Annotated in this window: 19 protein-coding genes; 16 read left to right on the top strand and 3 right to left on the bottom strand. The window is 63.0% G+C overall.

The features are described from left to right. Window positions 1-100 precede the first annotated feature (100 nt). The 6 genes from B059_RS0114395 to B059_RS0114370 all read left to right on the top strand — a co-directional run bounded on the left by B059_RS0114395 (window position 101) and on the right by B059_RS0114370 (window position 5,804). A complete protein-coding gene (locus tag B059_RS0114395; protein ID WP_018078953.1) occupies window positions 101-802 on the top strand; it encodes a DUF6781 family protein in 702 nt (233 codons plus the stop codon). Then, a complete protein-coding gene (locus B059_RS0114390) occupies window positions 802-2,565 on the top strand; it encodes an ABC1 kinase family protein (protein ID WP_018078952.1) in 1,764 nt (587 codons plus the stop codon). The genes B059_RS0114395 and B059_RS0114390 overlap by 1 nt, the downstream gene beginning before the upstream one ends. Continuing rightward, window positions 2,517-3,563 carry a patatin-like phospholipase family protein gene (locus tag B059_RS0114385; RefSeq protein WP_245538811.1) on the top strand — a complete coding sequence of 349 codons (1,047 nt, stop codon included), beginning with the start codon at window positions 2,517-2,519 and terminating at the stop codon, window positions 3,561-3,563. The genes B059_RS0114390 and B059_RS0114385 overlap by 49 nt, the downstream gene beginning before the upstream one ends. After that, on the top strand, window positions 3,560-4,357 hold the full coding sequence (locus B059_RS0114380) for an isoprenoid biosynthesis enzyme family protein (protein WP_018078950.1): 798 nt from the start codon (window positions 3,560-3,562) through the stop codon (window positions 4,355-4,357). The genes B059_RS0114385 and B059_RS0114380 overlap by 4 nt, the downstream gene beginning before the upstream one ends. Window positions 4,358-4,503: 146 nt before the next feature. After that, window positions 4,504-5,457, top strand: coding sequence for an efflux RND transporter periplasmic adaptor subunit (locus B059_RS0114375; RefSeq protein WP_245538810.1), 954 nt, complete (start codon window positions 4,504-4,506; stop codon window positions 5,455-5,457). Continuing rightward, window positions 5,454-5,804: an efflux RND transporter permease subunit gene (locus tag B059_RS0114370; protein ID WP_026177551.1), complete on the top strand. Its 351-nt coding sequence runs from the start codon at window positions 5,454-5,456 to the stop codon at window positions 5,802-5,804. Before B059_RS0114375 ends, B059_RS0114370 begins: the two co-directional genes overlap by 4 nt. 9 nt (window positions 5,805-5,813) lie before the next feature. Here the strand turns inward: B059_RS0114370 and B059_RS20400 are convergent. After that, a protein-coding gene (locus B059_RS20400) for an IS5 family transposase (RefSeq protein ID WP_088178002.1) occupies window positions 5,814-6,577 on the bottom strand; the annotation gives its coding sequence in 2 pieces (ribosomal slippage) (window positions 5,814-6,205 and window positions 6,205-6,577; 765 coding nt in all). Between B059_RS20400 and B059_RS19170 the strand changes: the two genes are divergently transcribed. The 9 genes from B059_RS19170 to B059_RS0114320 all read left to right on the top strand — a co-directional run bounded on the left by B059_RS19170 (window position 6,536) and on the right by B059_RS0114320 (window position 18,234). Then, window positions 6,536-9,577 carry an efflux RND transporter permease subunit gene (locus B059_RS19170; RefSeq protein ID WP_211206919.1) on the top strand — a complete coding sequence of 1,014 codons (3,042 nt, stop codon included), beginning with the start codon at window positions 6,536-6,538 and terminating at the stop codon, window positions 9,575-9,577. The two genes, B059_RS20400 and B059_RS19170, sit on opposite strands and share 42 nt — an antisense overlap. Then, window positions 9,574-10,878 carry a TolC family protein gene (locus B059_RS0114355; RefSeq protein ID WP_018078947.1) on the top strand — a complete coding sequence of 435 codons (1,305 nt, stop codon included), beginning with the start codon at window positions 9,574-9,576 and terminating at the stop codon, window positions 10,876-10,878. The genes B059_RS19170 and B059_RS0114355 overlap by 4 nt, the downstream gene beginning before the upstream one ends. A 22-nt stretch (window positions 10,879-10,900) precedes the next feature. Further along, on the top strand, window positions 10,901-12,013 hold the full coding sequence (locus B059_RS0114350) for an HlyD family secretion protein (protein WP_018078946.1): 1,113 nt from the start codon (window positions 10,901-10,903) through the stop codon (window positions 12,011-12,013). Continuing rightward, window positions 11,992-13,962: an ATP-binding cassette domain-containing protein gene (locus B059_RS0114345; RefSeq protein ID WP_026177548.1), complete on the top strand. Its 1,971-nt coding sequence runs from the start codon at window positions 11,992-11,994 to the stop codon at window positions 13,960-13,962. Before B059_RS0114350 ends, B059_RS0114345 begins: the two co-directional genes overlap by 22 nt. Next, window positions 13,959-15,113, top strand: a complete 1,155-nt coding sequence (locus B059_RS0114340) for an ABC transporter permease (RefSeq protein WP_018078945.1) — start codon at window positions 13,959-13,961, stop codon at window positions 15,111-15,113. Before B059_RS0114345 ends, B059_RS0114340 begins: the two co-directional genes overlap by 4 nt. Next, entirely contained in the window at window positions 15,110-16,279 is a 1,170-nt protein-coding gene (locus tag B059_RS0114335; RefSeq protein WP_018078944.1) for an ABC transporter permease, read from the top strand. The genes B059_RS0114340 and B059_RS0114335 overlap by 4 nt, the downstream gene beginning before the upstream one ends. An 11-nt stretch (window positions 16,280-16,290) precedes the next feature. Then, entirely contained in the window at window positions 16,291-17,487 is a 1,197-nt protein-coding gene (locus B059_RS0114330) for a metallophosphoesterase (protein WP_018078943.1), read from the top strand. Further along, window positions 17,484-17,714 carry a hypothetical protein gene (locus B059_RS0114325; RefSeq protein ID WP_157273716.1) on the top strand — a complete coding sequence of 77 codons (231 nt, stop codon included), beginning with the start codon at window positions 17,484-17,486 and terminating at the stop codon, window positions 17,712-17,714. The genes B059_RS0114330 and B059_RS0114325 overlap by 4 nt, the downstream gene beginning before the upstream one ends. Before the next feature lie 148 nt (window positions 17,715-17,862). Further along, window positions 17,863-18,234, top strand: a complete 372-nt coding sequence (locus B059_RS0114320; RefSeq protein ID WP_245538809.1) for an MFS transporter — start codon at window positions 17,863-17,865, stop codon at window positions 18,232-18,234. Between the two features lie 246 nt (window positions 18,235-18,480). Here the strand turns inward: B059_RS0114320 and B059_RS0114315 are convergent, their stop codons facing one another. Both B059_RS0114315 and B059_RS19165 read right to left on the bottom strand, forming a co-directional pair. Further along, window positions 18,481-18,930 (bottom strand): putative toxin-antitoxin system toxin component, PIN family, encoded by a 450-nt coding sequence (locus B059_RS0114315; protein WP_051068530.1) that lies wholly within the window; start codon window positions 18,928-18,930, stop codon window positions 18,481-18,483. Next, entirely contained in the window at window positions 18,899-19,144 is a 246-nt protein-coding gene (locus B059_RS19165; protein WP_018078939.1) for a ribbon-helix-helix domain-containing protein, read from the bottom strand. Before B059_RS19165 ends, B059_RS0114315 begins: the two co-directional genes overlap by 32 nt. 112 nt (window positions 19,145-19,256) lie before the next feature. On the opposite strand from B059_RS19165, the gene B059_RS19160 reads away from it, so the two are divergent. Further along, window positions 19,257-21,182 (top strand): phage integrase family protein, encoded by a 1,926-nt coding sequence (locus B059_RS19160; protein ID WP_018078938.1) that lies wholly within the window; start codon window positions 19,257-19,259, stop codon window positions 21,180-21,182. Window positions 21,183-21,650: the final 468 nt, after the last annotated feature.

The following is a 21,650-nucleotide window of genomic DNA, read 5'->3' as shown; positions in this document are numbered from 1 at the left end:
GTAACAACTATCGCAGCCATCAGGGCTGCCGATATTTTTTATGCGCGGCACCGCCATGACACCCGGTTGTTCAGGTCATCACTTCAGGAGGATCACCATCATGCAAAACGAAACAGGCAACAATATTGGCGGCAGTGACGATACCGGCACGCTCGAAGCTGAAGTGCGTAGCGCCGTCGAGCAGGGTCACGATGTGCAGGAAATGGTGCGGCAGCTCACCTTGCGCAGGATCAGCGCGCGCTCGCTCGATATCGAATCCCTGCGGCAGATCACGCGTGCCGTGCTGAGCGGCGCGCGGGCAGGCGCGCAAAAGGAATTGCAGCAGTCAGCGGCACAAACCGACATCACGCGGAAACGTCTCAAACAGGCCGTCGCGGGGCTGGACACGGCGCTGGCGCAGTTTTCCGAAGCTTCTAAACTGGCGCTGGAGGAAGCGGCGGGCCGGGCGCAGACATTTTCCAGCGATGACCTCGCCCGCGCGCGCAGCGACCTGGAAAGCCTGGAGGCGATGTTCCTGGAAACCCTGCAAAGCGCGGCTTCTGCCACCCAGGACGTAGCGGGAGAAATTCTCCACGACCTGGCTGCGCACGCTCGCGTCCATGGTTCCGCCGTCGGCGCGCAGTTGAAGGAAACCCTGGTCGTCATGACGCACCAGCTCGGCGCGACGGGACGCACTCAGATTGGGGCCGGCCTGCATCTGGCACAAGCCACTTCTGTCCTGTTGCGTCAAATTGCTGCCGGCATGCTCACCGGCCTGGCCGATCACGTCAAACCCGGCCATCCTCAAGGCAAGGAAGACTGATGCTGTGGCAGGCACTAACGGCGGTGCGCGACATCGGCCGCCTGCACGACATCGCCTCGATCCTGATCCGCTACGGCTTTGGCGACATGGTGCGCCGGATGGGGCTGGCGAATGCCCTGGAACGGGCCGGACGGGCATTGCACTGGAACGAAGCGGAGGAACTGGCTCACCTCGAACCTCCCGCCCGGGTGCGGCGGGCGCTGGAGGAGATGGGACCGACCTTCGTCAAGCTCGGTCAGGTGCTCGCCACCCGCGTCGACCTGTTCGACCCGGAATGGATCGCCGAATTCGGCAAGCTGCAGGACAGCGCCCCCGCCGCGCCCTGGGCCGATATCCGTCAGCAGCTCACCGAAGACCTGGGCGCGCCGCCCGAGGAGGTATTCGCTACCTTCGACCCCGAGCCGCTGGCGGCTGCCTCCATCGCGCAGGTGTACCGCGCCCGCCTCGAAGATGGCAGCGAGGTGGTGGTCAAGGTGCGCCGTCCCGGCATCCGCCCGATCATCGAAGCCGACCTGCGCTGGCTCTCGAGGCTGGCAGCGATTACCGAGACGGAAAGCCCGGAACTGCGCAGTTTCCACCCGCAGGAAGTGGTGCGCCAGTTTACCCAGTCGCTGCGGCGCGAACTCGATTTTGCCGGCGAATGTCGCAATGCCGAGCGCATCGCGGAAAATTTCGCCGGCTATTCCGACATGGATGTACCTTCCGCCGAAGCCTCGGCCGCAATGGCAGAAACGGCGCCTGAACCGCAACCTGCGCTTCCGGTCATCCTTATCCCCCGCGTCCACTGGCATTGGACCGGCGAGCGGGTGTGCGTGCAGGAATTCATCGACGGCATTTCCGGACGCAAGCTTAAGGCCGTCGATCAGGCTGGCCTCGACCGCAAGATCCTCGCCCGGCGCGGGGCTCACGCGGTGTTGAAGATGATCGTGGAGGACGGCTTCTTCCACGCCGACCCGCACCCCGGCAACGTGTTCTATCTGCCTGGCAACCGCATCGCCTTCATCGATTTCGGCATGATTGGGCGACTCACCGAAGAGCGCCGCGACCAGTTGATCCGTCTGCTGTTGGGGCTGGTGCAGCACGAGCCACAGCGTGTCGCCGACGTGATGCTCGATTGGACGGGCGACGGCGCGGTGGACGAGGCGGGCTTGATGCTGGAAATCCAGACCTTCGTCGATCAATACCACGGGGTGGCGCTCAAGCAGCTGCGCCTCGGCGCAATGCTGTCCGACCTGATGGCGATCGTGCGCCAACACCAGTTGGCACTTCCGGCCGACCTGTCGCTGCTGATCAAGGCTTTCATCTCGCTCGAAGGTATGGGCCGCGAACTCGACCCCGACTTCGACATGGCCGGCGATGCAATGCCTTTGCTGGAGCAGGCGCTGCGCGCACGGTATACGCCAGCCGCACTCATCAAACGCGGCTGGCAGGCGGCCGGTGAGGCGCTGGCGCTTATCGCCGACTTGCCCCACGACCTCTCCCAGCTACTGCGTGCCGCCCGGCGCGGCCGGCTGGAAATCCGCATCGATGTCACGCACTTGAAGCGCGTCGGCAATCAGCTCGACAGCGCCGCCAACCGGCTAGTGGTCGGCATCGTCGTCGCCGCCCTCATCATCGGATCCTCCATCGTCATGACCGTCCCCGGCGGCCCCAGCCTGCTGGGGCTGCCCTTCTTCGGCCTGCTCGGTTTCCTCAGCGCGGCGGCCGGCGGCATGTGGCTGCTGTTGTCGATCTGGAAGAGCAGCAGAGCGGACCGGGAGTGACCGCGATGACGAGAAAGCACATCGACAGCAACCCCGATCGCCGTCCCAGAGTCGGCCTGGTGCTGGGCAGCGGCTCGGCGCGCGGCTTGGCGCACCTGGGCGTGATCCGGGCGATCGAGGACGCCGGCATCGAGGTGGACTTCATCGCCGGCACCAGCATGGGGGCGCTGATCGGGGCGATCCATGCCGCCGGCAAGCTGAATGAACTGGAAGCCACGTTTCAGGCGTTCGATTGGAAAAAGACGCTTTCTTTCTTCGACGTCGTACTGCCCAAGTCCGGCTTGCTCGACGGCGCCAGGGTCAGCGAACTGGTGCGTGCGCATGTTCATGCCGACGCTATCGAATCGCTACCGAAGCCCTTTGCAACCGTGGCAACCGACATCGTCAGCGGCGAGGAGGTCGTCATCCGGTCAGGCGACGTGATCGAAGCAGTGCGCGCCAGCATCTCGGTGCCCGGCATCTTTACGCCGGTGCGCAGCAACGGACGGATTCTGGTGGACGGCGGACTCACCAACCCGGTACCGGTGAGCGCCGTACGCGCCATGGGCGCCGAGTTCGTGATCGCGGTCGATCTCAACCACCAGATCGTCGCCGGGAAGAACCTGAAGCCGCTGCTGAACACAGGCAAAGCGAACAGCGAAGGCGACAATCCAGCGGGTGTGTTCTCGCGCTGGGTCGACGACTATCGCCTGTCGATGAAAGACATCAAGCAGAAGCTGCTCGCCGGAAATAATCCGGTCTCGGCGCAGTTTTCGCGCTGGGCCTCGACCGAAGAGCCGCTGCCCAGCATTTTCGAAGTGCTGCTCGCCTCGATCAACATCATGGAAACCCGCATTACCCAATCCCGTCTGGGTCTCGATCAGCCGGATGTGATCATCCAGCCGCCGCTGGGGCACATCCGTTTCCTGGAATTCGACCGCGCCGAAGAAATCATCGAAATCGGCTACTGCAGCGCAGCCGAACAACTGGCCCATTGGCCAATAACGAAAAGCCCATGAATGATGACCATCCCATGAACTTCCCCGAGACCGTGATCGCCGGCGTCCACACCGCCGTAGCGAGTGCCTTGCCCTGTGAGGCGTTACCGGTTCGCAATGCCTTGTTCCTGTTGCTATCTGGCCAAAATATTCCGATCAGGGCGCTGGTGACCTGCAGCCTCTATCCAGAGCAGTCGGGCATCGACGCCGGTACGGCTTTGGACCTCATCCACATCGGCCTGCAGCAATTGCATTCACGCGTTGACGCGACAACCGGCGCGTCCGCGCTACTCGGTACCGGCGCGACCGTTTTGGCGGGTGACTACTTGACCACCGGGGCCTTTCGCTTGCTGGTCCGCTGCACTGACAGGCAAGTTCTGGCCCTGGTTTCCGATGCGGTCAACCGGGCTTCGGAGCTGGAGGCAGCCAGTCTGGGACTGGATCAACGTTCGCCATACGACCCGTCGCGGTTGAGGCTACTGGCTGCGCCGCTAGGTGAGGCGGCCGGCACCACGGGCGCCACCCTCGCGGGCTATCCAGAGCTTCTTGTCGGCACGGCCCGGCGTTACGCCGAATATCTCGTTTCAAGCTACGTTTTGCGTCAAGAAGCCGATGACATGGCACCCTCCCAGGCGCGCACGGCCCTCCATGGCGCCGCGCTCGATCTGTGCCTCCTGGCGACGGAGGAAGCGTGGGCCATCATGACGGCCACGGGGAACGGGCGTCCGCTCGAACTGGCTGAACTGATCGCGGCAAGAATCGGCGCGAAGGCATCTAAATGCAATCCAAAAATCTGTACATCGACATCATCATGAAAGTCCCTCTCGTGGAAAAAAATAGAAAACTTCTACTTACCTTCCTAGCGCCACTTGCATTGTCCGCGCTCCTGAGCGCCTGCGGCAAAGCGCCGGAGGCACAGCCCCAGCCCGCCCCAAAAAGTTGGGACCTCGCCGTAGTCAAAGTGGCTACGGCCGGACTCCCGATCGACTATACGACCGTCGGTTCCGTAGTGTCCGACCAGCGCATCGAGGTGACTTCCAGGATGAGTGGCTACATCCACGAGTTGCTGGTGCGCGAGGGCGACCGGGTGCGGCGCGGACAGATTATCGCCAGGCTTGACGGCGCCGACGTCGAAGGCTCGATCCGCCAGAGCCGGGCGGGCGTCGGTGCGGCAAGTTCGGCGCTAGCCGATGCCCAGATCGATTTCGAGCGCTTCCAGCGCCTGTATGAGCGTGCCAGCGTTTCCGAGAATGAGTGGCGCAAAGTCCGCCTCAAGCGTGACGCTGCCAGGGAGTCGCTGAATCAGGCGCAAGCCGCGCAGGACACGGCGAATGCGCAGCGCGCCTACGTCGACATCAGGAGCCCCGACGATGGTGTCGTGGTGGCACGCCTGAAGCAGGCCGGGGATCTCGCTGCACCGGGCGCACCGATGCTCACGCTGGAGGTCGGGCGCGCGTTGCTGTTCGAAACTTCCGTCAGCGAAGCCCATGTGGCCGCCATTGCCGTGGGGAGTCGGGCGCGCGTCAAGATCGATGCCCTGACCCAGGTTTTCGAAGGCACCGTCAGCCGTGTCGTGCCGTCGGGCGATCCGGTCACCCGCAGCTATCTGGTCAAGGTCGCGCTGCCCGAAACGGCGGGCCTGATGCCGGGCATGTTCGGGCGCGCCAGCTTTGCCGTCGGAGATAGCCCATCGCTGCTGGTTCCGGCGCAGGCGCTGGTGGAACGGGGCGGGCTGCGCGGCGTGTTCCTGGTGGACGAAGCAGGCCTGGCGCGCTTCCGCTGGTTGCGCACGGGGCGCGAGTGGCCTGACCGCATCGAGGTCACGGCTGGCCTTGCGGCTGGCGAGCGCATCGTGGCGGCAGTCGATCCCGGCTTGCGCGAGGGCGACCGCATCGCCGGAGAGGTTCGTCCATGAGCAAACTCAAACTCAACAGTGCCGGGCGCTTGGCTGAAGCCTTCGTCACCTCCAGGCTGACGGTGCTGTTCATGCTGGCCTGCACCTTGCTGGGCGCGCTCGCCATCACCCTCACCCCGCGCGAGGAAAACCCGCAAATCATCGTCCCCGGCGCGCAGGTGCGGGTGTTCCTTCCCGGTGCTTCCGCCGCAGAGGTGGAGCAGTTGGTGATCAGGCCTTTGGAGGGCATCGTCAAGCAGATTCCCGGTGTCGACCATACCTTCGCCACAGCGATGAACTCTGTCGGCATCCTCGCCGTGCAGTTCAAGGTGGGGCAGGACAAGGAAAAATCCCTGGTCAAGCTCTAGATGGTGTCGTCACGAGATAGCTAACCAAAGGGTAAGGCAGCGAATTTGCACGGCAGCAACGAAGGAAGATAAATTCTTCGCATAGCGAGTAGCGATCCCCCTCCACCGTTTGAGATGCAAGAACGCGTTCTCGACCAAATGGCGGAGCTTGTAGAGATGCTTGTCGTACTCCCTGAGTTGCTTACGGTTTTTGCGCGGCGGAATAACCGCTTTTGCACCTTGCGCCTCGACTCTCACCACGATCGCATCACTGTCGTAGCCTTTGTCGGCAAGAAGATGCGCCATTTGAAAGCCATCAATCAATTTGTCAGCCTCAGCGCAATCTGCTCGGGTACCTTCTGTAATAACTGCTCTGATCGGCATACCATGCGCATCCACGGCCAGATGTATCTTTGTGTTGAGCCCCCTTTTGTACGGCTCATGCCTTGATTGCCCCCGCGCGCGCCTGCGGCATGGGGGTGAACCTTGCAATGGCTGGCATCGATCATGAGCCATTCGTAATCCGGATCGACAATGAGTTTTTCCAGCAGCGACTCCCAAATGCCTTGATCACGCCAACGGCAAAAGCGTCGATGGGTGTTTTTCCATCCCCCATATGAAGCAGGTAGGTCTCGCCACGGCGCGCCCGTGCGAAGAATCCAAAACACCGCATTGATAAATTGACGGTTATCTTGTGCTACTCCGCCCCAAACACCTGCCCGTCCAGGTAAATGCGGTTCGAGCAAGGCCCAATGTTTGTCCGTAATGTCGTGTCGATGGATGGTTTCCGGCATTCGTTTACAGGTTTTTTACGAAAACTCGATTTTACCACATCTTGTGACGACAGTATCTACGACCGGATCCTCGGTCAGCGCGACCGCCTGCCCGCCGATGCCGGTGCCCCGCTCATCGTCAGCGTGGACGTGGACGACGTGCCAATCGTGACCGTTACCCTGGCCTCGCAGACGTATGACGATTACGCCTTGAAGCGGCTGGCCGATCGCTTGCTTGACGGCTTGCGCAGCCTGGAATCCGTTTCTGCCTCCTACGTAAAAGGCGGGCGCGACCGGGAAGTGCGCGTGGAACTGGAGCCGGATAGTTTGCAGGCGTTCGCCGTGACGGTCGATCAGATTCGCGGCGTCCTCGCCGCCGCCAATGTCTCGGCACCTTTGGGCAGCGTGGTGCAACAGGGGCAAAACCGGAGTGTGTTCCTGGACGGGTTTCTCACCTCGGCGGACGACCTGAAACGGGTGATTGTCGGCAGCCACGCCGGTCGCCCGATTTATCTCGGTGACGTGGCGACGATCATCGATGGCCCGCCCGAGGAGCGAACCAGGCTGTCGCGCTTTGCCTTCGGCCCCGCAGATCCGCGTTTCGGCAAGGGCCTGGATCCGGAAATTCCGGCGGTCGCCCTAGCGGTCGCCAAAAAACCCGGCACCAATGCGGTTGTTGTCGCCGACGAGGTGCTCGCTCGCATTGAGCGGATGAAACAGCAGTTCATCCCCGCCGGGGTGGAACTCGTCGTCACCCGCAACGACGGCCAAAAGGCCGACGCCGCCGTGAATGTGCTGATCGAGCATCTGGGCATCGCGGTGTTCTCGGTGTTCCTGGTGATGGTCTTCTTTCTCGGCCTGAAAGAGGCGTTGATCGTGGGCCTGAGCGTGCCCCTGATCCTGGGGCTGACCCTGGGTGCGAACTACCTGTTCGGCCCCACCATCAACCGCGTGACCCTGTTCGCCCTGATCCTGTCTCTCGGCCTGCTGGTGGATGCGGCCATCGTGGTCATCGAAAACATCCACCGCCATTACGCCCGCCTGGGCCGGCGCGACAAGCGCGCGGTCACGGTGCAGGCCACCAATGAAATCGGCAGCCCCACCAATCTGGCAACCATCGCCGTGATGCTGGTGTTCGTTTCGCTCCTGATGGTGACCGGCATGGCGGGGCAATATTTTTACCCGGTCGCCTTCACCGTGCCGATTGCCATGCTCGCCTCGCTGCTGGTGGCCTACACCGTCACCCCCTGGGCGGCCAACCGCTGGCTCAAACCCGGCGAGGGGCATGACCTTGAAGACCACAATCCCAAGGATCGGCTGCACCGTTTCTACCATGCCTTGATGGCGCCCATGATCGATCGCCCCCGGTTGCGCCGGGGCGTCCTGCTGGGCGTGGTCGCCGTTATTCTTCTTTCCCTGCTGCAACCCGCGTGGCAGTTCGTGCGGCCCGGTGGAATAAGCGGGGCGCAATCCTGGCTTGGCGTCGAGATGGCCATGCTGCCAAAGGACAACAAGAATACCTTCAATATCACTCTCGACATGCCCGAGTCCACCCCGTTGGAAACCACCGACAGGGCGCTGCGCGAGATCGGCGCCGTGTTGCGGGAGAACGCGCTGATCCTCAATTACCAGAGCTGGATCGGCGAGGCCGGGGTGATCGATTTCAACGGGCTGTTGCGCGGCGCCGGCAACAAGGCGGGGCCAAACGTAGCGGAGATCCGGGTCAACCTGATCGACAAGGCGCAGCGCAGCAAGACTTCGATCGAGATGGTGCGCGAACTGCGCCAGCGCCTGATGGCGATCCAGTCGCGTTATCCCGGCAGCGTCATCCAGCTGCTCGAGGATTCCCCTGGACCACCGGTACGCGCCACAGTCATGGCCGAAATCTACGGGCCGGAGCTGGGGCAACTCAGGGCAATCGGCAAGCAGGTCAAGGATGCTTTCAAGCACACCTACGACATGGTCGAAGTGAACGATTCCGAACCGGATGACGTGCAGGAGTACCGGCTGGTGGTGGATCGGGAAAAGGCGGCCCTGTCCGGCGTGACCACGGGCGAGGTGGCCATCGCCTTGCGCCGCCTGCTGGACGGCGAGGAACTCGGGCGCGTACATATTGCAGGGGAAAAGAACGCTGTCCCCATCCGCCTGCAAATCCCGCGCCGCCACCAGATCGACCCGGCGCTGCTGTCGCGGGTCTACCTGACCAGCCGGGAGGGAAAAAGCGTGCCGTTATCCGGGCTGGTCCGCATCGAATCGGCCTGGGCCGACCGACCCATCCAGCACAAGGACGGCGAGCGGGTCGTGTTCATCGGCGGCGAGCTTGGCCACACCGCCCCGGTATACGCCGTGCTCGACCTGGACCAGCGGCTGGACGGGATGCCCCTGGCGAACGGCGAGCGCCTCGGCACCGCCAATCTGCGCCTCAATCCCGCGATACCGGACACCATCGACGGCTACCGTCTGCTGTGGGATGGCGAGATACGGATGACGCTGGACACCTACCGCGACATGCTCGGTGCGCTGGGGATCGCCCTTACCTTCATTTATCTGGTGCTGGTGGCCTACTACCAGTCCTTCGCCATTCCGCTGGTCGCCATGGCCGCGATTCCCCTGGGGCTGGCGGGTGTTTTTCCGGGGCACTGGCTGATGGGGCAACCCTTCACCGCCACCTCCATGATCGGAGTCATCGCGCTGGCCGGTGTGGTGGTGCGCAATTCCCTGCTCATTATCGATTTTGTGCTGGATTATCGGCGCCAGGGCATGGACTTGCGGGAAGCCATTCTGGAGGCAGGGGCGGTGCGTCTGCGGCCGATCCTCCTGACCGCATTGGCCATCATCCTCGGCAGCATGGTCATGCTCAGCGACGCCGTGTTCGGCGGGCTGGCGATCTCGCTGATTTTCGGCACCCTGGCCGCCACGGTGTTGACGCTGATCGTGGTACCAATTCTGTTCTATTTACTGCTCGAACGCCGCTCGCCCGGAGGCCATGCGGCAGAAACACTCAAAGAGGAAAATTCATGATGTCAACGACAACCGCAGCCATTCGCCTAGGGCAATTACGGCATGCGCTTCTAGTCGGCTGCCTGCTTTCCGGCAGTGCCGGCGCCGAGACGCTGCAACAGGCCTGGGAGGCCGCTCTGACGGCTGATCGCGGCCTGCGGGCGGCGCAGCAAAACACCGCCGCCGCTGCCAGCCTGGTACAGGCCGCCGAGGCCGCCCGTCTTCCCGGCGTGTCGCTGGAGGCGGGATATACCGCACTCGACAATGCGCCGACCTCACGCGTCGAGCTGGGCGGCGCCTCCCAGCAGTTTGCCGTGGCGCAGCGGGAAAGTTACGCCTACCGGGCCATGGCGACGCTGCCTTTGTACACCGGCGGCCGTATTACAAGCGGTATCGAGGCGTCGAAGGCGAGTCTGAATGCGGCCCGCTACGGCGAGGCGGGCGAGATGCAGGAACTCAAGCTGCGCGTCGCCGAGGCCTTTACCACCGTGCTGCGCACCACGCAGGGGCTGGCGGTGGCCAACAGCCATGTCGCCAGCCTGCAGGCCCACGCCACCGATGTGCAGAACCTGTTCGAGCAGGGTGTGGTGGCCCGCAACGACCTGCTGGCCGCACAGGTCGCCCTGGCTGACGCTCGACAGCAGGCGATCCGGGCGGCGAACGCCGTGGATATTACCCGCGCCGCTTACAACCGCCTGCTCGGGCGGCCGCTGGATCAAGGGGTTACGCTGGACGAGATCGCCCCTCAAACGGCGAATGATCCTCTGCCCGCCGTGACGGAACGGGCGCTCAGGCAACGGCCGGAACTCGGTGCATTGGCTGATCAAATCCGCGCCTTGCGCCACCAGGCAACCGCCGTGCGCGCTGAAACCGCGCCGCAGGTCGCGCTGAGCGGCGGTTATGGTTATCAGGAGAACCGTTATCAGGTTTATCCGGGGCAGTGGTCAGCCACCCTGGGGGCGCGCTGGAACCTGTTCGACGGCGGCATGGCGAATCACCGCGCGGATGCCGTCAATCGCCAGGAGGCGGCGCTGCAGGAGCGGCGCGACGATTTTGCTACCGTCATCGAGCTGCAGGTGCGCCAGGCCTGGCTGGATATCCAGGAAACCCGCAAGCGTGTCGAAGTCACCCAAAGCGCGATTGCGCAGGCGGAGGAAAACCTCAGGGTCAATCGGGATCGTTATGCCAACGGACTCGCCACCAACACCGAGGTGCTCACGGCGGAGACGCTACGCCTGGTCAGCCAGAACAACCACGTCAATGCACTCTACGACGCCGTACTGGCCGGACTGCGGCTGAAACGCGCGGCGGGCGAAATATGAGAATGTGAAAAGGAAACCGACCATGAAACTATCGCCCAAACTGCCGATGGCAGCCCTGGCAGCCCTGGCAGTGATCGCTGTCGTCGCCCTCGCCGCCGGGTGGCTGTGGCTGCGCCAGCCGCCCCTGCCGGAGGGCCTGATCCAGGCCAACGGCCGCATCGAGGGTGACCACTATGCGGTGGCCGGCAAAATCCCGGGCAAAGTCGCCGAACTGCTGGCTCGCGAGGGCGACAATGTGACCCAGGGGCAGGTGCTGCTCAGGCTCGACGATGCGCAGACCCGCGCCCGGGTCGATCAGGCTCGGCAGGCGGCCGCCGCCATGGAGGCGCAATTGAAGGCGGCCCAGACCGCGCTGGCGGTATCGAGAAAGGAAGTGCCGCTGGTCGTACAGACTGCCGAAGCCACTGTGGTTCTGGCCCGATCCCAACTGGCCACGGCGCGCGCCAGCGAGGAGCAGGCCGGGCGCGATGCCAGCCGTTTCAGCAGGCTGGTGGAGACCGGCACGGTGGATAGGCGGCGTTACGAGCAGATGGAGCTGGCCTGGCAGGTGGCGCGAAACCAGATGATTTCCGCGCAAAAAGAGGTCGAGCGCGGCGAGAAGCAACTGGCTCAGGCTCGCCTGGGTTGGGAGCGGATTCAAGCCAAAGTGGATGAGGTGGCGGCAGTGGCGGCGCAGTTGAAGCAGGGGCAAGCCGCATTGGCCGAGGCGCAAAGCGTGCAGGACGATCTCACCCTTCGCGCCCCGGCAGCGGGCGTCATCACCCAGCGCCTGGTGGACGTGGGCGAGGTGGCGGCGGCGGGCGCGCCGCTGTTCGACATCGTCAATCTCGACCGGCTCTATCTCAAGGTGTATGTCCCGGAAAACGAGATCGGCAAGGTGCGTCTGGGCTTGCCGGCGCGAATCTACACCGATGCCTTTCCGAACGAGCCCCTGTCCGCCACGGTGCGCTACATCGCCGCCCGGGCCGAGTTCACCCCCAAGGAGGTGCAAACCCCGGATGAGCGCGTCAAGCTGGTGTACGCGGTCAAGCTCTATCTGGACGCCAACACGCAACATCGCGCCACGCCCGGCTTGCCGGCCGATGCCGTGATCCGCTGGAAAGAGGACGCGCCATGGGCCAGGCCGCGATGGTAGGTAAGGACGCGCCCGTCGTGCGGGTGCAGGATTTCGTCAAACGCTATCGCAAACAGATGGCGGTCGACGGCGCCAGCCTCAGCATTGACCGCGGCGAAATCTATGGTCTGATCGGCCCCGACGGCGCAGGAAAAAGCAGTCTGATGAAAGCGATCGCCGGTGTGCTCTCCTTCGATGGCGGCACGCTTCACATCTTCGGCGAAAAGATCGACTCCGAAGCTGCTGCCGAAAGGGTCAAGGGCCGGCTCGGTTTCATGCCGCAGGGCCTGGGCCTCAATCTCTACCCCGAACTTTCGGTGGAGGAGAACATCGATTTCTTCGCCGAACTGCGCGATGTGCCGCCCGCGGAACTTGCCCAGCGCAAGCACAAGCTGCTGGCCATGACGCGCCTGGACAATTTCCGCGACCGGCCGATGAAGCAGCTCTCCGGCGGCATGAAGCAAAAGCTCGGCCTCGTCTGCACGCTGATCCACGAGCCCGAGCTGATCATCCTGGACGAGCCGACCACCGGCGTGGATCCGGTGTCGCGGCGGGATTTCTGGATGATCCTCACGCAATTGCTGCGCGAGCGCGGCGTCACGGCGCTGGTCTCCACCGCCTATATGGACGAAGCGGCGCGTTTTCACCGCCTGTCCCTGATGTTCGACGGGCGGGTGCTGATCGAGGGTGAGCCGGACACGATCCTGCGCGAGGTGCCGGGCGCGCTGGTCGAACTGGTGGCCGAGCCGCAGGTCGAGGCTTTGTTGCGGTTAAAAACGCGCTTCCCGCAGGCGGAAGCGGTGGGACCAAAGTTACGCGTGTTTGTGCCGGGGGCGACGCCGCAGCTTGCCCGTGCGCAGGTCGAAGCGCAGCTTGAGGGGCTGATGGTGAGCGAGATGCAGGCCGTGGCGCCCGAGCTGGAAGACGCCTTCATCGCCCTGTTGCAGCAGCGGCAACCGGCCGGGCAGGACGATGCCCGGCAGACACAGGTCTGGCTGGATGGCGATCCGCCCAAGGGCGACGGCATCGCCATCGCAGCGCGGGAACTGAGCCGCGATTTCGACCACTTTCGCGCCGTCGACCGGGTCAGTTTCGAGGTACGCCAAGGGGAGATTTTCGGCCTGTTGGGCGCCAACGGCGCCGGCAAGACCACGGCGATCAAGATGCTCACTGGCATCCTGCCCCCCACGGGCGGCGCGGGTACGGTGGCGGGCGCGGACATGCGCCGGGCCGGCCTGGCCATCAAAGGGCGTATCGGCTATGTGTCTCAAGCGTTTTCCCTGTATCAGGACATGACGGTGCAGGAGAATCTGCGTCTGTTTGCGCGCATTTACGGCGTGCCGGGCAGTCGTCTGGCTGAGCGCATTGGCCGCGTGGTGGCGCTGGCGGGACTCTCCGGGGTCACAGCCCAGCTTGTCAGCAAGTTGCCGATGGGCATCCGCCAGCGTCTGGCGCTGGCCTGCGCCCTGGTGCACGGGCCGCGCGTCTTGTTCCTCGATGAGCCAACCTCTGGCGTGGACCCCATCGGCCGGCGCCGTTTCTGGGAGATCCTGGTGCATCTGGCGCGCATCGAGCAGGTGGCCATTCTCATCACCACCCATTACATGAGCGAGGCCGAACATTGCGACCATCTCGCGCTGATGCACGCCGGCCGCATCATCGCCGACGACACCCCGGCCGCGCTCAAGGCCGCGCTGCAACAGGAGGCCGGGCAGGTGCTCGACATCGGCGCTGAGCCGGTGCTGCCGGCACTGGAAGCGTTGGAGCAGGCGGGATTTTCTGATGCGGCCCTGTTCGGCGAACGCATCCATCTGCTGGCACGGGATATCACAGCAGCCGAGGCGCGCATCCGCACGCTGTTTGCCGAACGGGGCATCCAGTTGCGTGACATCGCCCCGCGCACTCCGACCCTGGAAGATGTGTTCGTGCATCGCATCCTGCAACAGGAACAACAGGAGGCATCCGCATGAAGATCCGTCGCATCGTCGCGCTGGCCTACAAGGAATGGCGCGAGATTCTGCGTGACCGGCTGTTTTTTGCTCTGGCCTTCGTGGTGCCGGCGTCCCTGATGCTGATATTCGGCTACGGCCTCACCCTCGATGTGGAGCACATCCCGTTCGCGGTGGTCGATCACGACAAGAGCGCCATGAGCCGCGATTATCTGCATCGTTACATCGACTCGCGCTACTTTGACTACAAAGGGGACGTGGCAAGCGAGCGCGAGATCGAACCCTTGCTCGCCGACAGCCGCATCCGGCTCGCCATCGTTATCCCGCCGCGCTTCCAGGAAAACCTGATGTCCGGGCGGGCGGTGGAGGTACAGACCCTGATCGACGGCACCTTCCCGTTCCGCACGTCCAGCAGCAAGGGTTACGTGGTCGCCATCAACGCAGCTTTCAACGGCGAACTGCTGGGAAGTTACATTTCGCGCCGGCTCGGCGTGTCTGCGGAAACTGCGAAAGCCATGGCGCAGCCAGTCGGGGTGCAGCTTCGTTACCTCTATAACCAGGAGGTGAAGAGCGTCTGGTCCATCGCGGCCGTACTGATGATGTTCGTGCTGATGATTACCCCGCCTTTCCTGACCGCGCTGGGCGTGGTGCGCGAAAAGGAGAATGTCTCCATCTACAACATCTATGCCTCGACGGTGACGCGCGGCGAGTTTCTGATCGGCAAGCTCGCACCCTACGTGGCGATCTCGGTGATCAATTTTCTGATTCTCTGGCTCATGGCCACGCAACTCTTTGGCGCGCCCTTCAAAGGCGATCCGCTGTTCTTCTTGCTCGCCTCGGTGATCTATGTGACCTGCACCACCGGCATCGGCCTGCTGGTGTCGCTCTTCGTGCGCACCCAGGTGGCGGCGATGATGCTCACCGTCATCGTCACCATTGTCCCGTCGGTGCTGTACTCGGGGCTTTTGGTGCCGATTGCCTCGATGGATGCGGCCGGGCAGTTCGAAGCCCACCTGTTCCCCGCCATGTATTACACCGACATCGTGCTCGGCAGTTTTCTCAAGGGCGTCGGGCTGGAGCAGTTGTGGGGCAAGGTGCTGGCGCTGCTGATCTACGCCGTCGGGCTGTGGACGGCGAGCTTCCTCATGTTTCACAAGAGGCCGAAATCATGAACGGCGACCCGGCAGAAAGCCGCGCGCGGCTTTACCTGTGGTGGTCGCGACTCGCAGCGATGACGGCGAAGGAACTGATCCAGTTCGGGCGCGATACGCTGCTGCTGATCGCCATCGCCTATCTGTTTATCTTCGACATCTATATGGCGGGCAGCGTCAGCATGCAGCTGAATCACGCCGTGGTGGTGGTGCATGACGCCGACCACAGCGCTGCCTCGCGCGAGCTCGTCTATCGCTTCCGCCCACCCTACTTCAAGCTGGGCGGCGAAGTGCTGGACAACCGCGAAGGACAGCGCCTGCTGGATCAGGGGCAAGCCTTGGTGGTGCTCGACATCCCGCCCGATTTCGAGCATGACATCAGGAAGGGGAAGCCGGTTGACGTGCAGGTGCAGGTGGATGCCAGCAATACCGTGCTGGGCTTTCTTGCCGCCAGCTACAGCGCGCAGATCATCGGCCAGTATGGTTTCGATCAGGCGCTCTCCCGCCTGGGCGTCACCGAGCGTTCGATACAGAACGTCCCCATGATCCAGAGCCAGCACCGCGTCTGGTACAACCCGAACCAGAGAGATGCCTGGTTCATGCCCATAGCCGAACTGCTCACCGTCATCACCATCATGGCCATCATGCTGCCCGCCGCCGCTGCCGTGCGCGAAAAAGAGCGCGGCACCATCGAACAGTTGCTGGTGTCCCCCCTGACGCCGATCCAGATCCTGCTGCCCAAGGTCATCGCCATGACCCTGGTCATCTTGCTGGGCACTGCGGTAAGCCTGTTCTTCGTGCTGTACGGGATGTTCGATGTGCCGATGAAGGGCAGCCTCGTGCTTTTCTTCGCCGTAACCACGCTCTACACCTTCACCACGGCGGGCCTGGGCCTCTACATCGCCACTTTGAGCCGCAACCTCGCCCAGGCGGCTCTGCTCGCGATTCTCGTACTGATGCCGATGATCTTCCTCTCCGGCGCCTGGACCCCGCCGGAAGCCATGCCCGCCGGGATGCGCACAGCGATGTTTCTCTCGCCGCTCTACTACTTCATCGAGATGGGCTACGGCATCCTGTTGAAAGGCGCGGGGCTGGACGTGCTGTGGGATTCGCTGCAGGGCTTGGCGCTGCTGGGGATGGTGATCTTCGGCTTCGGCGTCTGGCGCTTCAAGCGGCAGTTCGGATAAGAAAGGCTTCGATGGCGCAAGACCGCAATGCGAACAGCGCCACCGGCGCATCAAGCACCATGGTCGCCATGCTGTCCATTTTTTTCCTGCTCTATGGCGGGATGCATGCGTATGTCTTCGCCAAGCTAGAGGCCGCTCTGGGCCTTGCACCGGTCGGCGGTCTCGCCGTTGCGGCCTGGATGGCGCTGATGACCTTGTTGCCGCTCATCGTCTGGTGGCTGGAGCAACGCCAGTGGCATGCGCTGGTCTGGGTCGGCGCGTGGGTCGGCTATATCTGGATGGGTTTCATATTCCTGTTTTTCTGGATCGCGCTGGCATTCGACGTGCTCGGGCTGTTGGCAGCCTATGTCGGCACTGTGCTGCATTGGAATCCCGGCGCCTTGCGATTCACGGATTCATCCCTCTTTTACGCCACCACGGCCCTGGCATTAGGCGCAACCGTGTACGGCTATTTCGAGGCGCGTGTGGTCCGCGTGGAGCGCATCCGCCTGCGCACCACGAAGCTGCCGGCTGCTTTTGGCCCATCGAGCCCATTGAAGATTGTCCAGATCGCCGATGTGCACCTCGGCGATCTGATCGGCGCGCGCCAACTGCGCCGGATCGTGGCGCAAATACAAGCGCTTGATGCTGATCTGCTGGTTTCGACCGGCGACCTGGTCGATGGTCAGGGCGATCATCTGGACGGGCTGACCCGGCTGTTCCAGGAATTGCATCCGCGCTTCGGCAAGTTTGCCGTGACCGGCAACCACGAGTTCTTTGTCGGGGCTGACCGGGCGCTCGATTTCACGGCGCGCGCCGGCTTCACCGTCCTGCGCGGCGAAGCCGCATCGCTCGCGGGTGTGCTCACGATCGCCGGCGTGGACGATCCGGCCGGGAGATGGATGGGTGTGCCCGTCCGTACCGACGAGAAAGCACTATTGTCCGCATTACCGCGCGAGCGCTTTACCCTGCTGCTCAAACACCAGCCGGTAGTGGACCGCAACAGCCTGGGGCTTTTCGACCTGCAGCTTTCCGGCCACACCCACGGCGGGCAGATCTTTCCCTTCGGCCTGTTGGTACGCATAGCCTATCGGACGCGCAACGGCCTCACGTCGCTCACCCCTCACGGCCACCTGTACGTGAGCCGCGGTACCGGCACTTGGGGGCCGCCCATGCGGCTCGGTACGCCGCCCGAACTTACGCTTATCGAGCTGGTGGGGGCTGGATGATGCTCAATATTTGCCTTGTCGCGGTTCCCGTACAGGAATCCGGGTTCACTTTTCCGGGGTTTGATGTTGGACCTGCCTTGTTCTCCATTCAAGCTCCCGACAGTGTGCAGACGACCATCTGGGGGATCCTGTCCGAATATGGCTTCGGCTTCGGTTCCGAGATAGTCATGATGGTGATTGCGATCGTCGTGGCGGCGGCAGCGATATATGTGATAACCAGAGACTGAGATATGCCAGGTTTGAAGTGTTTCCTGATGCACCGGCGAATCACACTCTCGAGTTCGCCAAAGACTGATGGCATGCAGAGTTTGGTGCGTTTTCCGCCGCAGGCAAGGGATGTTCCGGGCTCGGCCCCGCCCAATGCCGGGCGCGACGATGTTCGGCGTGGCCTTCAGGCGCCACCGTGGCAGCCTGCTGGCAGCGGGCGTGGGCTGCATCATCGCCGCCGACCTCATCCTGGCTCTGGCCGGCAACGTCTGGCTGGTGGGTGCCGGCGCGGCCCTGTGGGGCCTGCACATGGGTGCGACCCAAGGGCTGCTGTCGGCACTCGTGGCCGATGCCGCGCCGGCCGATCTGCGCGGCACGGCCTTCGGCGTGTTTATCCTCGTCACCGGAGTAGCCTTGCTCGCCGCAAGCGTCATCGCCGGATGGCTCTGGACGGTATTCGGGCCGGCGGCGACCTTCCACGCGAGCGCCGCGCTTGCCACGGCGGCGCTGGTGGGCCTTCTGGCAAGGCCGCGTACCTAACACCGGCGGGGCTCGATGATGCGTTGGGTCCAGGTGGGGCATGATTCTGCCTGGGTTGTACCTTGGTGATCCAGGTGGAGAGAGAATCTCGGGGCTGCTCGGTCAGTTCTAACTGCACAGCCCGCACCGACTTAAATGGCAGCTACCCGGTGCAGTTTCATTGAATGTGTATCATCTCGGGCCTGATGCATAGCGCATAACTCTCGGTATTAATGCGGTGGATTTGATGGCATCAGCGGAGAGCACTTACAACACCTCGGCGCAAAAAACGGCGGGCGTAACAATCCGGGTGCGCCCAACATGCCCGCGTTGCAGCAAGCCCGCACGGCGATCACCTGTCACCAGGTAGTCCGCATCGCTAGCCGTGTCCATAGCCATGGCTAGCAGAAATGCATCGTCAGGATCATCGGTTTCAACCTCGATGGTCAGGCGATCCAGTACCACGGCACGCTGCAAATTGTTGACCATGACCCCTACTTTGGCAGGCTGTAAAACAGCCTGGAGCTTGGGATAACGACTGGCTCGGCGAATTTTGTCGAGCTGCGCTCGTGATGTCACCACCTCGAAGCGCGCAGCACGCCAGGCACGATAGATCGCATCGGGAACCCCATGCGGAGAGATCAGAGCGCTGAACAGAATGTTGCTATCCAGAACAACCCGCGCATCAGTTCTTACGAGCCCACTGGAGCGCCTCATCGACCATGGAGGTCAAATCTACTTCGCTCACATTGGCATTGGTGGTCTTGACCTGCTCGGCCGTCAGTTCGAGGATGTGTGCCCGTACTGCTTCTTCAATGAAGCGTGATAGGTCGCCGCCACCCCACATCCAGGTCAGCGCCCAGTCGCCCCGCCAATCCTGTCCAAGGACACAGTGATAGCTCGTTTCGGCCAGCCTGCGATCGACCCCCAAGATCGTATGTAATTCATGATAAGGTTAATTATCAAGAATGCTGTTTTTGTGATTTAACTCAAGGATTTATGGCTTATATTTCCGGTTCCCTCTTGATTTCAGCCAGTTAGCCATGGAATCCACTCGCAAAATCGGGCGTCACCACCTCGCCTTCTACCGCGGCTGGCTGCAGGGCCTCGACCTCAAGGTCGCAGCGGACCGCTACCTCGAATCCGGCCTCGATCAGCGCATCGCGCGCTCCACGCTGGCCTGGGTCCAGCAAACGCTGACGATGGCTGCCCGCCGGCATGGCCGACATGCGCTGGCCCGGCTGCTGCGCCTGCCGCTCGGCACCCTGCCCGAGGCAGTCCGGTCGACGATCGCCCTCCCCTCGCTCGAAACCTTCCGCGAAGAAAACGACCCCGATCACTTCTATTCGGAGAAGGAACTGGCCGCGATGTATGTCGAGGCCTATCCGCAGAGCATCGACCGCCGCGCGAGACGCTACGCCCGCCTGGTCGAGCGCCAACTGGCCGCGCTGGTGTGGGTGGAGGAACTGCTCGCCACCGATCCGCAGCCGCAAGACCCGGTTGCAGCCTGGTTCGAGGATCGACTTGCCGCCAGACTCATCCTCGCTGACATTCACACCATCGAGGAACTCCATCAGCGCGTCCGCACCCAGGGCTACCGCTGGTGGGTGTCCGTCCCCCGCCTCGGCGAAAAAGGTGCGCGCCGGCTGGTGACCTGGCTTGCCACCCACGAAGGCAGTCTGGGTGTCATGGCGCCACAGGGGCTCGCCCCGCTGCGGTCGCTGTCGCCGATCGAACTGACCCGGCCCTCAGCCACCGCCATCATGCCGCTGGAGTCGTTCTCGACGCCGGCGGAGCTGGACGGCTCGCTTGGCGAGAACCGAGGCCTCGGCCGCAGCCGCATCAATGCTGAAAATGACTATCAGGCGATCCAGGCCTGGCTGAAAGCGCGCGCGTCGAATCCGAATACCGAGCGCGCCTATCGCCGCGAGGCAGAGCGCCTCCTGATCTGGTCAGTGATGGAGCGCAGACGCGCCCTGTCGTCGCTGTCGATCGAGGATGCCATCGCTTACCGGGATTGGCTGGGCGGGCTCGGCCGCACATTGCCTGCGGCATGGCCATGGCGCGTCCCCCAGCAGGAATGGATGGGTAAACGCGGCACGCCGCGCTGGTCGGCCAACTGGCGGCCCTTCGAGGCGGCTGCCTCGCTGCGCAGCCAAGTCCAGGCCCATACCATTTTGAAGTCCATGTTCGAGTGGCTTGCCAAAGTGCGTTACCTCGACAGCAATCCCTGGGACGGCGTGCCGCCACCACAGCGGACGATGGGCGTGGCCACGGCGCCTGATTTGGAACTGACGCACGCTTTCACACGCAGCCAGTGGGCGTTTCTCATGGAATACCTGCATCGACAGCCTTTGGAAGAATCCATTCGGCGCTTGCGCTTCGTGTTCCCCTTCGCTTATGCCACGGGACTGCGCCTGGCTGAACTGGTGGATGCCCGCCTGGAAAGACTCTATTCGGTCCCGTTCAAGCATGACCTGGGGGTCCGCTGGATGCTGAAAGTGCTCGGCAAGGGTGGCAAATGGCGTGCAGTCCCGATGCCCGGCATGGTGATGGATGCATTACGCGATTATCTGACCTGGCGGGGCTTGAATGCCGATCCTCTGGACAACCCTGGAGATATTCCCCTGATTGCCCGGCTGCGGCTTGGGCAGGATACCGGCACCATGGATCCCACAACGCTGTACAAGGCCTTGAAGACGCTCTTCAGGGAAGCGGCTACGGAGCTTGCCACGCAGGGGCATCATGACGATGCCAAAAAGATGGCGAAAGCCTCGACGCACTGGCTGAGACACACGCGCGGCGCGCATTCCGCAGAGACGATGCCGGTCAACATGATCCAGCGCCTGCTCGGACACGCCAGCGTGGCAACCACCAGCATATATACGTCGACGGACGACGAGATGCTGTTTCTGCTACTGGATGACAGCCTGAAAATAGAAACACAACCGGGCAACAGGGTCAGCTGAATGGCCATGCCAATTCTTTTGGGCTCTGGCAGACGATAGAACGCTGAACCCGGATACCCAGAAATCCTTCTCCACATTCTGGATCGGCGTGCCGAGCAGGGTTGGCGGTCGCCAGGAACAGGCCGCGACGATCCTCGGGGGAGGCCGGCGATGATGCGAAAAAAGCTGGCGTTCACGGTAATGCCTTGGTGCTTGCCTGTTCGGACCTGGCAAGGGGTCTCCTCGTTTTCAGTGCAATAAGTGACGGTACGCAAAGCTAGCACTGGCGCGGGGGTGGTCTGGGTAGACCGTTGATTTCATTGACTTTCCTGTTCGCTTTGTAAACGGGTATGGTGGCCTCCCACTTTTGAGGTTCACGATGCAGGGTTGGCACACAACGTTTTTGGGGATGCGTGGGCTCCCCCGCGATATCAGCGACTTCGAGATGAAGGCATTTTTCACCTTCGATGGTGCCGAGCGCGACGCAAT

This window comes from Thiobacillus denitrificans DSM 12475, from assembly GCF_000376425.1.
GTDB lineage: Bacteria > Pseudomonadota > Gammaproteobacteria > Burkholderiales > Thiobacillaceae > Thiobacillus > Thiobacillus denitrificans.
The sequence above is the reverse complement of the archived record's forward strand: the minus strand, read 5'-3'. Positions and strand labels throughout refer to the sequence as shown.

Coding starts and splice junctions, on each gene's coding strand:
- B059_RS0114340 (WP_018078945.1), top strand. CDS start 13,959: ATGAAGATCCGTCGCATCGTCGCGCTGGCCTACAAGGAATGGCGCGAG.
- B059_RS0114325 (WP_157273716.1), top strand. CDS start 17,484: ATGATGCTCAATATTTGCCTTGTCGCGGTTCCCGTACAGGAATCCGGG.
- B059_RS0114335 (WP_018078944.1), top strand. CDS start 15,110: ATGAACGGCGACCCGGCAGAAAGCCGCGCGCGGCTTTACCTGTGGTGG.
- B059_RS19160 (WP_018078938.1), top strand. CDS start 19,257: ATGGAATCCACTCGCAAAATCGGGCGTCACCACCTCGCCTTCTACCGC.
- B059_RS0114395 (WP_018078953.1), top strand. CDS start 101: ATGCAAAACGAAACAGGCAACAATATTGGCGGCAGTGACGATACCGGC.
- B059_RS0114355 (WP_018078947.1), top strand. CDS start 9,574: ATGATGTCAACGACAACCGCAGCCATTCGCCTAGGGCAATTACGGCAT.
- B059_RS19170 (WP_211206919.1), top strand. CDS start 6,536: ATGTTTGTCCGTAATGTCGTGTCGATGGATGGTTTCCGGCATTCGTTT.
- B059_RS0114380 (WP_018078950.1), top strand. CDS start 3,560: ATGAATGATGACCATCCCATGAACTTCCCCGAGACCGTGATCGCCGGC.
- B059_RS0114345 (WP_026177548.1), top strand. CDS start 11,992: ATGGGCCAGGCCGCGATGGTAGGTAAGGACGCGCCCGTCGTGCGGGTG.
- B059_RS0114370 (WP_026177551.1), top strand. CDS start 5,454: ATGAGCAAACTCAAACTCAACAGTGCCGGGCGCTTGGCTGAAGCCTTC.
- B059_RS0114350 (WP_018078946.1), top strand. CDS start 10,901: ATGAAACTATCGCCCAAACTGCCGATGGCAGCCCTGGCAGCCCTGGCA.
- B059_RS0114390 (WP_018078952.1), top strand. CDS start 802: ATGCTGTGGCAGGCACTAACGGCGGTGCGCGACATCGGCCGCCTGCAC.
- B059_RS0114315 (WP_051068530.1), bottom strand. CDS start 18,930: ATGAGGCGCTCCAGTGGGCTCGTAAGAACTGATGCGCGGGTTGTTCTG.
- B059_RS0114320 (WP_245538809.1), top strand. CDS start 17,863: ATGTTCGGCGTGGCCTTCAGGCGCCACCGTGGCAGCCTGCTGGCAGCG.
- B059_RS0114330 (WP_018078943.1), top strand. CDS start 16,291: ATGGCGCAAGACCGCAATGCGAACAGCGCCACCGGCGCATCAAGCACC.